General features: G+C 32.3%; 17 protein-coding genes. 13 read left to right on the top strand and 4 right to left on the bottom strand.

Annotated elements, in window-relative coordinates:
• Window positions 1-95 precede the first annotated feature (95 nt).
• From KO515_RS18180 to KO515_RS18145, 8 genes are all read left to right on the top strand, one after another.
• Window positions 96-560 (top strand): HAD domain-containing protein, encoded by a 465-nt coding sequence (locus KO515_RS18180; RefSeq protein WP_215937768.1) that lies wholly within the window; start codon window positions 96-98, stop codon window positions 558-560.
• 3 nt (window positions 561-563) lie between these two features.
• Complete coding sequence (locus KO515_RS18175; protein ID WP_215937767.1) at window positions 564-1,034, top strand: hypothetical protein; 471 nt, start codon at window positions 564-566, stop codon at window positions 1,032-1,034.
• Window positions 1,035-1,190: 156 nt separating this feature from the next.
• Entirely contained in the window at window positions 1,191-1,748 is a 558-nt protein-coding gene (locus KO515_RS18170) for a hypothetical protein (RefSeq protein WP_215937766.1), read from the top strand.
• Window positions 1,749-1,931: 183 nt separating this feature from the next.
• Entirely contained in the window at window positions 1,932-2,441 is a 510-nt protein-coding gene (locus KO515_RS18165) for a hypothetical protein (protein WP_215937765.1), read from the top strand.
• 190 nt (window positions 2,442-2,631) lie between these two features.
• On the top strand, window positions 2,632-3,123 hold the full coding sequence (locus tag KO515_RS18160; protein WP_215937764.1) for a hypothetical protein: 492 nt from the start codon (window positions 2,632-2,634) through the stop codon (window positions 3,121-3,123).
• 131 nt (window positions 3,124-3,254) lie between these two features.
• Entirely contained in the window at window positions 3,255-4,061 is an 807-nt protein-coding gene (locus KO515_RS18155; protein ID WP_215937763.1) for a hypothetical protein, read from the top strand.
• Window positions 4,062-4,259: 198 nt separating this feature from the next.
• Window positions 4,260-5,279, top strand: a complete 1,020-nt coding sequence (locus KO515_RS18150) for a LamG-like jellyroll fold domain-containing protein (protein WP_215937762.1) — start codon at window positions 4,260-4,262, stop codon at window positions 5,277-5,279.
• 142 nt (window positions 5,280-5,421) lie between these two features.
• Window positions 5,422-5,880: a hypothetical protein gene (locus KO515_RS18145; protein WP_215937761.1), complete on the top strand. Its 459-nt coding sequence runs from the start codon at window positions 5,422-5,424 to the stop codon at window positions 5,878-5,880.
• Between the two features lie 150 nt (window positions 5,881-6,030).
• Here the strand turns inward: KO515_RS18145 and KO515_RS18140 are convergent, their stop codons facing one another.
• The 4 genes from KO515_RS18140 to KO515_RS18125 form a co-directional block, all read right to left on the bottom strand.
• The gene (locus KO515_RS18140) at window positions 6,031-6,519 is read right to left on the bottom strand and encodes a hypothetical protein (protein WP_215937760.1); all 489 of its coding nucleotides are present in this window, start codon (window positions 6,517-6,519) and stop codon (window positions 6,031-6,033) included.
• Between the two features lie 11 nt (window positions 6,520-6,530).
• The gene (locus KO515_RS18135; RefSeq protein WP_215937759.1) at window positions 6,531-6,791 is read right to left on the bottom strand and encodes a hypothetical protein; all 261 of its coding nucleotides are present in this window, start codon (window positions 6,789-6,791) and stop codon (window positions 6,531-6,533) included.
• 97 nt (window positions 6,792-6,888) lie between these two features.
• On the bottom strand, window positions 6,889-7,365 hold the full coding sequence (locus KO515_RS18130) for an Hsp20/alpha crystallin family protein (protein ID WP_215937758.1): 477 nt from the start codon (window positions 7,363-7,365) through the stop codon (window positions 6,889-6,891).
• Window positions 7,366-7,674: 309 nt separating this feature from the next.
• On the bottom strand, window positions 7,675-8,892 hold the full coding sequence (locus tag KO515_RS18125; protein WP_215937757.1) for a peroxiredoxin family protein: 1,218 nt from the start codon (window positions 8,890-8,892) through the stop codon (window positions 7,675-7,677).
• A gap of 118 nt (window positions 8,893-9,010) precedes the next feature.
• On the opposite strand from KO515_RS18125, the gene pheT reads away from it, so the two are divergent.
• The 5 genes from pheT to KO515_RS18100 all read left to right on the top strand — a co-directional run bounded on the left by pheT (window position 9,011) and on the right by KO515_RS18100 (window position 15,894).
• Complete coding sequence (gene pheT, locus KO515_RS18120; RefSeq protein WP_215937756.1) at window positions 9,011-11,437, top strand: phenylalanine--tRNA ligase subunit beta; 2,427 nt, start codon at window positions 9,011-9,013, stop codon at window positions 11,435-11,437.
• Between the two features lie 158 nt (window positions 11,438-11,595).
• Window positions 11,596-12,096, top strand: coding sequence for a thiol peroxidase (gene tpx, locus KO515_RS18115; RefSeq protein WP_215937755.1), 501 nt, complete (start codon window positions 11,596-11,598; stop codon window positions 12,094-12,096).
• A gap of 7 nt (window positions 12,097-12,103) precedes the next feature.
• Entirely contained in the window at window positions 12,104-12,469 is a 366-nt protein-coding gene (locus KO515_RS18110) for a diacylglycerol kinase (protein ID WP_215937754.1), read from the top strand.
• A 170-nt stretch (window positions 12,470-12,639) separates the two neighbouring features.
• On the top strand, window positions 12,640-13,407 hold the full coding sequence (locus KO515_RS18105; protein ID WP_215937753.1) for a M15 family metallopeptidase: 768 nt from the start codon (window positions 12,640-12,642) through the stop codon (window positions 13,405-13,407).
• 33 nt (window positions 13,408-13,440) lie between these two features.
• A complete protein-coding gene (locus tag KO515_RS18100; protein ID WP_215937752.1) occupies window positions 13,441-15,894 on the top strand; it encodes an FtsK/SpoIIIE family DNA translocase in 2,454 nt (817 codons plus the stop codon).
• Window positions 15,895-15,920: the final 26 nt, after the last annotated feature.

The following is a 15,920-nucleotide window of genomic DNA, read 5'->3' as shown; positions in this document are numbered from 1 at the left end:
GAATATTCCTGCGGAATATTCACGGATTCGTTAAAGTTTGCTAACTTAGTTGCTAAACCACGCAACTAACCATCTACAAACACGTTAGCTACAATTTGAACGACAAACTTTTGATATTAGATTTAGATGGAGTTTTATTAACAAATCCATCGTGGAAAGCCGACCGAATTCACTCGGATGGGTATTCTGAATTTAATGAATCTTGTGTTGAAAATCTAAACCGACTTCTTACTCTTGCGGAATTTGACATTTGGTTGAGCTCAACTCGTAGAACTGTCAAAACTCTGACTGAATTCAATCTCATTTTCAAAAATCGTGGAATAAAAAAAGCAATTGTTGGGTTTTTACCTAAATACTCTCATTGTAGAAACCGAAAAGAGGAAATCTTAAATTTTATAACGGAATTTAAAACATCTGACTTTCTGATTATCGATGATGACAAATCACTAAACGGATTGGAAAGTGAAATAAAGAAAAAACTAATTCTGACTGTATTAACAAAAGGATTTGATTCAGAGAAATTAAAAGAAGCGATTAATAAAATAAACAACTGCAACTAAATTATGAACGATAATTTTACAGAAAAAATAGATTCAAAAAACATACACTATTTTGGAATTGGAGCTTTCTTCATATTAACATTATTTGAACTATGCGGATTTTTTGGCGAAATACTAAAAGATACTTTAATTGTATTTAACCAAAACCCAAAAACAACCTATATATTATCAGTTTTAATTTCACTTGTAACTTTTACAATAATGCTAATATTATTGCTAAAAAAGATAAAATCAAGCTCTAAAAATGATTCTCGAAAATTATTAATAACTTCAATTGTCGCTTTAATTATTACTTGGGTTTTGACTGCTGGTTATGACCAGTTTATTTCTGATTATTTGTCAACTGAGTACTTGGAAAAGTATAAAACTTATAGGGACTTTTGGAGTGATAAATATCTTTTATTAGGATTTTTAGCGTTAGTACCAACTCTTTATTATGTTGTACTTGGAATTTTAGTTTTGAAAAGAAAATAAAAACTGTAGCTAACACCGTGTATAATTAATTGCTTGTTTCTAGCCTACTTACGAATATTCCTGCGGAATATTCACGGATTCGTTAAAGTTTGCTAACTTAGTTGCTAAACCACGCAACTAACCATCCACAAACACGTTAGCCACAAGCTGAAAAAAATGACAACCGAGAAACAAATAGCATTAGGAAAAAAGACAGCTCAGATTTCATTCATTATCGGAACTGCAATTTTTGGAATATATTTTTTGACATCTAATTGGCAATTACTTTTTGTCGGTTACGGATTTATAATTATTGCAGGAATTTTTAATATCATAATACTGATTTTAACGCTGACTAAAGCAAGTAAAGACTCTGAAAATCGGCAAAAATTACTAAAAACGAGCGGATTAATGCTTTTGAATATTCCAGTTTTATTTATTTACGTTTGGTTCGCAATGTTGTTGATTGGAAATATGCGAATTACATTTACGAATACAACTGAAAACAAACTGACTGAAATAAATATTATTGGATGCGAAACTGAACATATTGTGAAACTCGAACCGAAAGAAAGTAAAACAGTTTGGGTAGAAATTACTGGGGATTGTTCTATAAATATAGATTACAACGAAAACGGAGAAATAAAAAACGAAATTGTTGCTGGATATGTAACTCGTGGAATGGGACAAAAAATGAACCATAAAATTGGGGGCGAAAATCATTTGGAATTTTAGAACGGAAAAAAGCCAGATAACTAACACCGTATATAATTTATTGCTAGTTCTAGCCTACTTGCGAAAATCCTCACAGATTTCCGATTAGGTTTGTATTTGGTAAATTAGGGGCTTAAACACGCCACTAATCATATACAATCACGTTCTGTGAAAGCTCAACCAAACATTACGCTGAGAAAATAAATGGATAAAACTTATTACGCTGAAAAAGGATTATTTGTTGGAATTACTTCTATTATCTGTGCATTTTACTTTTTTGCACCAACTTTTTTTACCCTTAAAAGTTCTCTAATTAAACAAACCGGAAAAATTGAACATTTAAGTATTCATTATACTGAGGTAGAAAGTTCACGAGGTTCAAAAAGTATTAAATCTGAACTAAAATTCACGCTGAACTCAACTCATAGTTTTTATGTTCTAATGAAAAATATAGGATACAGTAGATATAACGAAAGATTTGAAGAGTTAGAAAAACAATTAAATAAATCGGAAATAGCAACTGTATGGATAAAAGAAAGTCAAAAAGAAGAATACAAGCCAACCGTTTTTCAAATAGCCGATAAAAGTGGAAATGTACTTTATGACTTAAATGAATCGAAATCGCATTCAAAATTCGGGTTTCTAATTTCTATTTCACTAGGAATTTTCGGAATTGGATTATATTTAAGACATAAATACTGGAAAAGGCTATAAAAATCACCGAATAAAAAATAATGACCATTTTGTGCGTAATGAAGGTAATTAGGTATTTGCTTCGCCTGTTCTCTTCACTCGGGTCTATCTGTGATTTATTTGATAACTTTAGTGCTTAAAGGCGCAACTAAATCATACACAAAACTGTTGTGAGCAATTAAAAAGACAATCTGTGAGAAACATTTTCAATTTGATTTTACTACTAATTTTCTTCGTTTCTTGTGGACAAAAAAGAAATGAAGCTACCGATAATGAACTCGGAAATTCTGATTTAAAAAATCAGGATAATTTATTTGAATTTAAAATACCTGATACAATTTCTCTAGGAAAACATATTGGAAGAATAGCTAAATATAAACGGAATAAAAAAGCGAATTTTGACTATTTATTATCGGTAATTGTGAGTAATGAGTATAAAGATTCTAAAATCAAAACTGATACCTTCAGTAATGGAACTTTTAATCCATTTTTTGGAATAAACGGATTTAAAACTGGAACACAGGACATAAAATTAATCGTTGAGGAGCAAATTTTGGAACCTTATAAAATGGATATAGATTCGTTTTTAAATATAAATAAAATATATCACGAGTACGAAGTCCGAATTACTGTAGTTGAAAGAGATTATATTTCTGACATTGAGAAAAATTTACTCGCTGAATTGAAAAATGAAAAACAATAACTGCACACTACACCATGTCTAAATAATTGCTTTGTTCTTTCCCTACCGTTGAATATTTCCTAAATTACGTGCTTAAACCACACAACCAACCATACACAATCACCTTACCACACATTTGAACCACCCTACTAATGGAAAGACTTAAAGACAAAAAAATACCATTTACAATTATACTAGTCTCTATTCTCATGTTAATTTTCGGCATAATCACAAAGGATTATTATGGAGAAAGAGTTTATCTTATAAGAAGAAGATTAGAAGAAGCACCTTTAAGGCTTTTAGATGTACAGATTTTTGGAATTTCATTTGATTACAGGAATTTTCTTTTATTTTTCATTGTTACTCTAGGCATTGGAATTTATTTATTTGTGTATAAAAATGACAAATCTCTTAAAAATGGAATAAAGAAACCTGCTGTTTATGCATCGCTAAAGAACAAATATTCAAAATTTGAAAACAAAAGTCTTCCCAATAAAGAATTGGACGCTAAAATTGATTTAGGAAATGAGAGCAGAACTTTGTCTATAGTTGGAACCGTTTCGCTTTTTGCTTTATGCTTTACTTTTTTTATGGCATATAAAACAAGTTTTTCACTTTGGTTTTTTGTAATACTATCATATTATCATCACATATCGCTAAAGCCAAAAACAAGGAAAGAAATACTAGTAAAATCAATTGGTTATCCCTTAATTTTTCTTTTCCTTTTTATGATAATCGATAGTGGAGATTTATACGACTTGAGCAGAAATTTGTCTGGTTTATCAAAACATGTCATTCCTTTTTTAATTGGCGTTTTAATTATGTTCTTTACGCTACGAAAAAGATTTGAAAAAGAGCCTGCATTCAATATTAAGAGTCCATTGTTATGGGTTTCTACAATTTGCTTATTGGTAAGTATCGTCAGATTTGGAATTTATAAATCAATGGAAACATTTTAATTCGGAAATAAAAATCTGTATTAACACCGTATCTAATTTATTACTAGTCGCCTATTTAAGAACATCTTATAGGACTTTACTTCGCCAGTTCGCTTCACTCGGGTCTATCTGTGATTTATTTGATAACTTTAGTGCTTAAAGGCGCAACTAAATCATAAACAAAACCGTTGTAAACAATTTAAACAAAATCCTGAATAAATGAAAAAAAGTATCTTAATCCTGATTTTAATTATTTTAATTTCTTGTAGTTCAGACAATAGTTCTGATAATAACACAAATAATTCACCAAGTAATTTTGATATTTCTGTATCCGAAATCACAAGAATTTCTGCGACTATAACTTGGACAGAATCAATTGACCCTGAAAATGAAGTTGTTAAATACGATGTTTATTTGGATGAAAATTTAACTATTGAGAATACTTTAGTACAAAATTATAACTTTATAAATCTTGAAATAAACACATTGTATAATGGGAAAGTAATTGCAAAAGATGAATTTGGGAACACACTCGAAAAACAATTTTCATTCACTACCGAGACTATTTCTTGTATTCCAGATGAATTACAAAACGAAGTAATTGCATTTTATCCTTTTAATAACGGAAGTTTAAACGATATAGTTAACTTTAATATATTAACCAATAACACATCTGCAAATTCTACATCAGATAGAAACTCTAACGAAAATTGTGCATTCGAATTTAATACTTCTACAAATGATTTTTTGACAACTACTGATACAGACTTCTTAAATGACTTATCTGAATTTTCAATTTCGCTTTGGTTTAATCCTCGTTTATATTGGAATTGGAATTATAATGTATTAGTAAGTAGAGACGAAGGTTTTAGTTGTCCAGACACCTATGGTCAATGGTCTCTAGGTTTATATGATTTAAACAGACCTACATTTGGACATCTAAATTCCGTATGGGACCAATCATGGGATTCTGATAATGACTACAATAATTGGCATCATTTAGTTGCAACATACAATGAAATAAATAATTCTTTAAGTCTTTATAGAAACGGTATTCTTGAAGGAACTATAACGGATATTACTAGTGGTTGTTCAGATACACCTACTTCTGAAGATATTGGCGATTTAATAATTGGTAAAAATTTTGATGGAAAACTTGATGACATTGCTATATTTAATGTTGAATTGAACCAAGCACAAGTTACAGAATTATTTGAAATAGAACCTTGCTGCGAATAAAAAACTGGCTAAACAAAGTACTGTGACAAAACACAAGAAAAAACGCATTCATTTTTCACTAATGTATCTTGTAGCGCTATTTTATGATGAGATAAACGCAACCCTTACCATATTTTTACATCTTAAATAAAACATCTATTTTATGAAAAAACTATTGTTACTCATTATGAGCATATTGTTTTTCAATGTGGCTATGACCCAAAATAATGCGATAAAAATCACCAACTTAAATACCAATAAAGAAAAAGTCATTAAGGAAAATAAAAGAATAAAATTAAAAACTTCAGATGGACGGAAGATTAAAGGTCGTTTTAAAATAGAAAATACAAGCACCATTAGCATTGATGACGTACAACTAAATTTAATTGACATAGAAGAATTAAAACGCAATCCTCTTTTAACAGCTATACTCACCACCGGATTTTTTATATACGTTGGCACTATTACGGCTGGAGTTGCTGTTTTAGTTGGAATATTAGTAGATTCCACCGCGTTTTGGTTGGTTTTGCCGGCAGCTGGTCTCATATATGCAGGAATTACATCACCAAATATTAATAAAAATCATAAAATTAATAAAGGTTGGAAATTTGAAATCATTTAATATCAAACTAAAACAGTTACAAATAAGCAGAGCGCTATAAACTACGTATAAAAACTTTCTCCTTTTTTTCCTATTGTTATTTCAAAACAGGAACACTTTAGTGACCATACGGTCATAATAAAACGAAGGCATAAAAAAGACGAAAACTGGTTAGTCTTCGTCTTCAGTTTTAATAAATTCTGATTGGTACTTTTCTAAAAACTTCCGCTGGCGATCCATCATTTGTTGTCTTAATTGATCTATTTTCATAACATCGTTACCAAAATTACTATCAAAAAAATCATCATTAAAAAAATGGTTACTGAACAATGAATCTTGTAAAAAAATAGCGTCGAATCCTTGGTTTTCAAATCCCGAAAAATTGGTAAAAAATCGTGATTTAAAAGATTGCATCACGCTATCCTTATCGGACTCTGAGAGATCATTATACATATCATGGGAAGACCAAGAATAAATACTATCATATCTAATTAAATTCCCTTGTTCATCAAACTCTTTATTAACCGTCCAATTTCCTTCGGGTTCTTTAAGTGTTTTGACTTTGCTATCATCGTTTTCTGCTGTTTTGGCCTTACTATCTTGTCCACTACAGTTTGTACACAATAAGCCAACCATAATTAATAAAATATACTTTTTCATCACTTTATATTTTAAGTTAATCTCAATTTTGGATTTGTTCTAAAGGTTTGAAACAACCCTCCACTTTCCATAACTTTAATCAATTTCCTTTGGTGAAACACTTCTAATAAGCGTTCCCCATTTTTATACCAAACACATTCCAAATAATTATCATGATCTACCACACCAAATATGGAATCTTTTTTAGGAACATATTTGATAACTTGCATTTTTGGAGCGGTAAGTTTACCTCTAACTTTCACCCAGTCTCCAGGTTTAAATTTTCTTGGCATAACATTATAATTTTAAAGAATTAATCCAATCATTGAGAGGATGCTGAACTTAATCAACACCCTCCTCAATTGTATACTCTAAAATTTAGTGAAACACTTACGAAATCTTAATACTTCTGGCTGGCTTTTGTATAGCCTCTTCTTTTTTAGGTAAATGGATACCTAAAATACCATTATCATAATTGGCTTTAATCTTTTCCTCGTTTACACTTTCTGGTAAATTGAAGGTTCTTTTAAAAGAGGAATAACCAAACTCTCTACGGGTGTAGTTTTCTTCCTTAATTTCATTCTCCTCTTTCGTTTCTGTAGAAATAGATAATACTTGATTATCAAGATCAATATGAAAATCTGATTTCTTTAAACCTGGAACCGCCATTTCAACCTCAAAAGCATCAGCCGTTTCTTTAATATTTACTTTTGGTAAAGTCATACCCATATTAAAATTTGAAGTAAATACAGATGGTAGATCTCTATTAAAAATATCATCTAACCAACTTGATAATGTTGTGTGGTTTTGATTTGAATTGCTGTTCGCTAAACTTCCATTTTTAGGAACACTAACTAAATTGTTCATAATTAAAAGATTTAAATTAAACATTATTTCAAATTTGAAATCGTTTTCGACTTCACTACTCTATTAGCAAATTAAATGCCAAAATTAGACGTATACAGTTGCACTGTAATATTTTCACATATGCTATAAAACGCTACTATAATTCTGAAAAAATGACAGCATTTAGCCCATTAAAAATGACATATTTTCACTTGAATTAGAATTTACAAAAAGATGCGAACTTCATTGCAGATAAATTAAAAGGTGCTCAATTATAAACGCAATACTCACGGCATAGAAAAGACGATATAACCAATACAATACAGAGTCTTATTCGTTTAACAAGGCATCAACAAACGATTCAAATTCAGTTTTAAACTCTTCATATTTATCGCCAGTAGCAGGACCATTAAAACCTGTGTGAATTTTTCGTACTTTTCCTGTCTTATCGATAAATATAGAAGTTGGATACGACAGCACATGGTTTAACATCGGTAACTTTTCTTGAGCCTTAACTTTGTCAGAACTTCCATATTGCGCCAAAAGAATAGGATACTCTATGCCAATACGAGATTGTAAACGATTTATATTACTATAAGCGTCTGCTTTGGTTTTAACATATTCAAACGCCAACGCCACAAATTCAACTCGTTTAGAGTTATTGTTCTTATAAAACTCTGAGAAATATTTAGTTTCATCTAAACAATTAGGGCACCATGTGCCCATTATTTGCACAATGACAACTTTACCTTTAAATCGATCGTCTTTTAGAGACACTAATTCGTCCGACGTATTAGGAAATGTAAATTCAATACTATCATAGCCGTCTTTTAAAAACGTAAGATCGTTAGCTTCTGGCAATTCAAAAGATTCATTTCTCTTAGCTACAAACGGTTCTTTCCAATGGTTCCCAGAATAGAACGTACCAACCATAGTAGAGTCCGTCACTTGAGCAGTAAATAAAAACGCATGTGCTCCATCAAACGTGGATAGCTTCATTTCGTTTCCGTCCATAACACCTTCTAAATAGCGATAATCTCCAGTTGTGGTTCTAAAAGTTCCGGTAACTCTATCTCCCTCTTGTTCAAAAATACCTTTCGCTATATATTCCTCACCAGCAATATCTTTACTAAAAACGGTTTCCCAAATTCCAGAAACATCTTTTGTGGATTTCGATTGCACTTCAAATCTATTAGTTAAATGCCCTTCTGCCTTAAAAGGCACTACTCTATCCAAACTTTCTTTCACGTAATAACCTTGCAGAGTTTCTTCGTTACTAATTTTAGCTACTAAATAACCTTCAAAAACTGGAGCCTTTATATAAACGGAATCATTTTTATACTCAATTTCATCAACTTCAATGACTTCTTCGGCATTGTAAATATGTAAACTATGAGAAGATTTGACTTCAAAAATAAATGGAAGCACCTCATTATCTTGCATTGTTAACCAAGCTCTATAAGTGCCCACTTCCAAATTTTTAGTCTTAATTTCATTACGACAAGAGAAAATCAATACAGTTAAAAGGCAAGTAATTATAAGGCGCATAAAAAGTTTATTTTAATAAAGTTCGAAATAACAACAAATACCTTACATAAAAAAGATAAAATCAAGTTTCGCAACCTAAGTTGAATTACTATCTTTGTGCCCTGATTAAATTGAAAAAATGAAGATTTCATACAACTGGCTTAAACAGTTTATAAAGACCGATTGGAACGCTGAAAAAACAGGCGAATTACTAACTGATCTAGGTTTAGAAATAGAAGGCATAGATACATACGAGTCTGTAAAAGGTGGCTTAAAAGGCATTGTTGTTGGCGAAGTATTAACTTGTGTACAACACCCAAATGCAGATCGTTTAAAAGTAACCACTGTCAATATAGGTGAAGAAACTCCATTACAAATTGTATGTGGTGCACCAAATGTGGCTGCCGGACAAAAAGTACCTGTGGCCACTATAGGCACAACCTTATATACTGCAGAAGGTGAAGCCTGGACCATCAAGAAAGGTAAGATTAGAGGCGAAGAAAGTCATGGTATGATTTGTGCCGAAGACGAATTAGGTCTTGGAGAATCTCACGATGGTATTATGGTTTTAGATGCCGATTTAAAAGTAGGTACGCTAGCTGCAGATCTTTTTAAGGTTGAAAATGACGAGGTATTTGAAATAGGCCTAACTCCAAACCGAGCAGATGCCATGAGTCATTATGGTGTTGCTCGCGATTTAAAAGCAGGTTTATTACAAAAGGAAATTTCCTTAGAGTTAATTACCCCTTCGGTAAGTTCTTATCACGTTGATGCTAGAGCTTACAAAGTAGATGTGGACGTACAAGATTATGAAAAAGCTCCACGGTATTGTGGTGTTACGATTTCAGGAATTAAAGTTGAAGCCTCTCCAGCTTGGTTACAAAACCGTTTAAAATCAATTGGCTTAGCTCCTATTAATAATATCGTAGACATCACTAATTATGTGTTACACGAATTAGGACAACCCTTACATGCATTTGATGGTGATAGAATCACAGGAAATAAAATTGAAGTTAAAACCTGTGAAGCTGGTACAAAATTCACCACTTTAGATGGTGTTGAGCGTGAATTACACGAGGATGACTTAATGATTTGCAACGCTAATAAACCAATGTGTATCGCTGGGGTTTTTGGCGGTATTGATTCTGGAGTTTCAGAACATACCTCACGTATCTTTTTAGAAAGTGCGTATTTTAATCCGGTAAGTGTTCGTAAAACGGCAAAACGTCATGGTTTAAATACGGATGCTTCGTTTAGATTTGAGCGTGGTATTGATCCAAACCTTACAGAGTATGCTTTAAAACGTGCCGCTTTATTAATTCTTGAAATTGCTGGCGGAGAAATTACAAGTGATATTGTGGATACGTACCCAAAGAAAATTAAAGACTTTGAAGTACGATTAAGTTTTGACAATGCAAAAAAATTAATTGGTGAAACCATTCCTGAAGAAACCATAAAAAGCATCTTAACCTCTTTAGAAATTAAGGTTAATAATGTGACTGAAGCCGGTTTAGGATTAACGGTTCCGGCGTATAGAAATGACGTACAGCGAGAAGCTGATATTATTGAAGAAATTCTAAGAGTCTATGGCTATAATAATATAGCAACGACAACGAAATTAAATGCGTCTATTTCAAATTCATCGCGTTTTGAAGATTATAAACTTCAGAATATTATTGGAAATCAATTAGCGTCTCAAGGCTTTTTTGAAATCATGGCTAATTCCTTAACCACACCAAAGTACGTGGAGTTAAGTGATGATTTAAATGCTGATCACAATGTAAAAATGATCAATCCGCTCAGTAGTGATTTAGAAGTAATGCGTCAGTCGTTATTATTCTCTGGATTGGAAGCTGTAGCTCATAATATTAATAGAAAGCGCAATGATTTAAAATTGTTTGAATACGGTAAAACCTATCATCAATTTAATGAGTCTCGTGAAGAATTTAAGCACTTATCACTTTTTGTAACAGGAAATAAAACAGAAGAACGTTGGAATGCTGCGGCAAACCCAAGTGATTTCTTTTATTTAAAAGGAACCATTGAAGTAGTTTTAGAGCGCTTAGGATTAACCCGTTTTAAATCAGCACCAAGTACATCTGATGTCATTAGTGAAGGCATGAGTTTTTCTGTTGGAAAGAAAAAGATAGTTGACTTTGGATTGGTTAAAAAATCAGTATTAAAGCACTTTGGAATTTCTCAAAATGTATTATTCGCTGATTTTAATTGGGATAATGTTATAGAAATGGCAAAATACAATAAAATTAAGTTTAGCGCTATTTCTAAATACCCATCCATCCGTCGTGATTTTGCTTTGTTATTAGATAACAAAGTTACGTTTGAAGATATTGACACGATCGCAAAACAAACGGAAAGACATTTACTTAAAAACGTGAGTTTGTTCGATGTTTATGAAGGTAAAAACTTACCTGCTGGTAAAAAGAGTTATGCCGTGAGTTTTACTTTTCAAGACGAAAACAAAACGCTTAACGATAAGCAAATTGATAAAATTATGTCTAAGCTACAAGCCAATTTTGAAAACAAGCTTGCTGCTGAGTTGCGTTAACCACACGCCAATATTACATACAAAGCCCTTAAACTATTTTAGATTAAGGGCTTTTGCATTTTTAAAAACGCATATACTATTTAAAATATTTAGTCTTTCTTTAAGATAAGTACGCCTAAAAGTTGGTATTTTTAACAAACTAAAAAAAAATAAAAGTCATGGCAAATATAACTTTAGGTGGAAATCCTATTGAAACTACGGGAACCTTACCGTCTGTTGGTAGTAAAGCTCCAAATTTTAATCTTACAGCAACAGATTTATCTACAAAATCTATCGAGGATTATGCAGGCAGTCGAATCGTCTTAAACATTTTTCCAAGTGTAGATACTGGGACTTGTGCTCAATCGGTTAGAACATTCAACGAAAAAGCAAGTACATTAGACAACACAAAAGTGTTATGCATATCTAAGGACTTACCTTTTGCTTTAGCTCGTTTTTGTGGAGCTGAAGGTTTAGATAACGTTGAAAGTCTTTCAGATTTTAAAACTGGTGATTTCGGAAAGGATTACGGTTTAACGTTTAAAACAGGCCCTTTAGAAACTTTATTATCAAGATGTATTGTTGTTCTTGATACTGATGGTACAGTTTTATATACCGAACAAGTTGCAGAGATTAAAGACGAACCAAATTATGAAAACGCTTTAGCTAGTTTAGCATAAATTCTGCATGCAAAAAAAAGAATCGTTTTTAATTAATAGATTAAAAAGTGTCGGCTTTGCTTTTAAAGGCATGCTGATTCTAATTAAAACAGAAGCTAGTATTAAAGTCCAATTGTGTATTGCGTTGGTCATAACATGTACTGGCTTCTATTTTGATATTTCCAAAATGGAATGGATAGCTCAGGTCACTATGATTGGTTTGGTGATGTGTGCAGAAGGTATCAATACTGCTGTTGAAGCTATTGCCGATTTCATTCATCCAGATTATAATAAAAAAATAGGACTCATAAAAGATGTTGCTGCTGGTGCCGTTTTTATTGCGTCTATTGCTGCAGTTATTATTGCATGCATCATTTACTTTCCTAAGTTCTAATTCACATCCAAAGCGTAGCTTAAAAATCATTAAAATACTGAAGCCTTGACATTCGTCAATACATTAATTGTTTTCAATTATATATCACGTTTACATACCAAAATCCACATAATAAACGTTTCATATTTGTATTTTTGTAGCGTCCAAAATCAAATAGTATATAGCATCAAATGAACCTCTCTATTGCCATATTTTCTTTATTTACTAGTTTTCTAAGTTTCAATTGGAGCACGACTAAAATCTATCCTGTCAACATAGTAAAAACTGAAGCAGACTCTATTAAACCTGTTGAGAAGTTAAGTATCACCAAGGCATTTGTATTGGGCAAGTTTGATTATAAAACAGATACTACATTCATAAAAGTGAGTGCTCAACATTCGGCAAAACCCATATATTTGAATAAAGACGTGTATTCGGCTTTTTTAGAAATGTATAACGCAGCTTTAAAAGACGACGTACAATTAGTAATCTTATCTGGCACGCGAAATTTCGAAGAACAAAAAGCGATTTGGGAGCGTAAATGGCATAGGTATTCTATTCTAAAACCGATAGAACGTGCTCAGAAAATTTTAGAATATAGTTCTATGCCAAGTTCATCACGTCATCATTGGGGAACAGATTTAGACCTAAATAGTTTAAGTAATTCGTATTTTAGCAGTGAAAAGGGAAAAGCTATTTATGATTGGTTAATTTTAAATGCTCATAAGTTCGGATTTTATCAAGTGTATACGACCAAAGAAAATGGTAGAACTGGCTATAATCTCGAAAAATGGCATTGGTCCTATTTACCATTAGCACATCAGTATTTGGAATTTTATAATTCCAATATTAGTATTGACGATATAAATGATTTTGAAGGTTTTGAAATTGCGAAAGAATTACATATTATAGAAGACTATGTCAATGGCATTTCTCAACAGGCAAAAAATTACAATTAAACAATAGACTTCTGAAACATTCAGAAAGTAAGTATGGCAAAAAAAGCAACAAAAAAGAAAACCCCAACTAGAGCAACATCTAAGGCTAAAACAAAAACGGCATTTAAAAAGCCTTCGTTAAAGTTATCGAATCAGCAAAAACTGATTTTAGGTAGTTTTCTTATTATTTTAGGAGTCCTTCTATTTATTTCGTTCTTATCTTTTGTATTTACAGGAAGAGAAGACCAAAGTGTACTTCAAAATTTCCCAGAACGCTCTACGGAGTATAAAAACTGGGCAAGTCAGCTGGGCGCATGGGTGAGTGAATTTTTTATTACCAAAGGATTTGGTTTACCATCTTTTATTTTTGCTGGTCTATTTTTTCTTTCAGGTGTTTACGTGACTTTGAATTTAAAAAAATCAAAACTTAGAAAACATTGGATTTGGGGAACACTTATCGTCGTGTGGTTGTCCATTCTTTTTGGATTTTTTACACATAAATACGACTTTTTAGGGGGTACTATCGGTTTTGAAATGAATCAATTTATTCAAGATTATATCGGTAAAATAGGAACTATACTTCTTTTAGTATTTGGACTTATCACCTATTTAGCGATTAGATTTAAAGTTACAGGCGAAAGCATAGTGAATAGTTTTAAGCGCGCAAAAAGTTCAATTAAAGACGATTTACAATCCGACAAAAAAACGACTGAACCAACGCCCATTTTTGATAATAGTTTAACGGAAGAAGCTGAAGCCATAAAATCTACTTTTGAAATCCCGCTAGAAGATAAGAAACCTACCATAAACAAGCATTCTAAGCCAGATGCTAAGGTTGAAGGGCTAACAATGGAAGTGACTGAAAAACCAAAAGAAGAAACCATTGAAGCTACAGTTGAAGAAACTGTAGAAGGCCCTGAATTGAAAATGGAGGTTGAAAAGGTTGAAGAAGAAAAATCTGAATCCGATAATTTAGCCGATAAATTGGTGGAAGATTTTGGGCAATTTGACCCGACTCTCGAATTAGGAAAATATCAGTTTCCTGGCCTAGACCTCCTGAAAAAATACGATAACGAAGGGATTTCTATAGACCAAGAAGAGCTAGAGGAAAATAAAAATAGAATTGTAGATACTCTAAACAATTATAAAATTGGAATTGCGAGTATAAAAGCAACGATAGGTCCAACCGTTACCCTTTATGAGATTGTACCCGAAGCCGGTATTCGTATTTCAAAAATTAAAAATCTAGAAGACGATATCGCCTTATCACTTTCAGCTTTAGGTATTCGTATTATTGCACCTATTCCGGGAAAAGGAACGATTGGTATTGAGGTTCCGAATAAAAATTCAACTATTGTATCGATGCGTTCTGTAATTGCTTCACAGAAATTTCAAAAATCTGAAATGCATTTACCAATTGCCTTCGGTAAAACAATTAGTAACGAAACCTTTGTCGTTGATTTGGCTAAAATGCCACACTTACTTATGGCTGGTGCAACCGGACAAGGAAAATCCGTTGGTTTAAATGCGGTATTGACATCCTTATTATATAAAAAGCATCCTGCTGAAGTAAAGTTTGTACTTGTCGATCCTAAAAAAGTAGAATTAACACTTTTCAATAAAATAGAACGTCACTATTTAGCAAAGCTTCCTGATAGTGAAGATGCCATTATTACAGATAATACTAAGGTTATAAACACCTTAAACTCACTCTGCATTGAAATGGATAACCGATACGAAATGCTTAAAAATGCATTTTGTAGAAATATTGCAGAATACAACGCTAAGTTTAAGGCTAGAAAGTTAAATCCAAATGATGGTCATGCCTTTTTACCATACATTGTTTTGGTTGTAGATGAGTTTGCCGATTTAATTATGACGGCTGGTAAAGAAGTAGAAACACCTATTGCCAGACTAGCGCAACTAGCGCGTGCTATTGGTATACATTTAATTGTGGCTACACAGCGACCTTCTGTAAATGTGATAACAGGGATTATTAAAGCGAATTTCCCTGCGCGTATTGCATTTAGAGTAACGAGTAAAATAGATTCGCGTACTATTTTGGATGGTTCTGGTGCGGATCAATTAATTGGTCGTGGAGATATGCTCTACACGCAAGGTAATGAACTGATCCGAATTCAATGTGCTTTCGTAGACACACCAGAAGTTGAGAAAATCACTGAATTTATAGGCTCGCAAAAGGCATATCCGGATGCCCATTTACTGCCGGAATATGTTGGTGAAGAAGGTGGCACAAATCTTGATGTTGACATATCAGATAGAGATAAATTGTTTAGAGAAGCCGCAGAACTTATTGTAACCGCACAACAAGGTTCCGCATCTTTATTGCAACGGAAATTAAAATTAGGATATAACAGAGCTGGCCGTATCATTGACCAACTCGAGGCTGCAGGAATTGTCGGTAATTTTGAAGGCAGTAAAGCGCGCCAAGTTTTAGTACCTGATTTAGTATCTCTAGACCAGTTGTTAGATAACGAACAACAATAAAATTATAGTAGTTACCAAAAAAAATC

The sequence above is a fragment of the Winogradskyella psychrotolerans genome (assembly GCF_018860545.1).
Lineage (GTDB): Bacteria > Bacteroidota > Bacteroidia > Flavobacteriales > Flavobacteriaceae > Winogradskyella > Winogradskyella psychrotolerans_A.
This window is presented reverse-complemented; position numbering and strand designations above follow the sequence as displayed.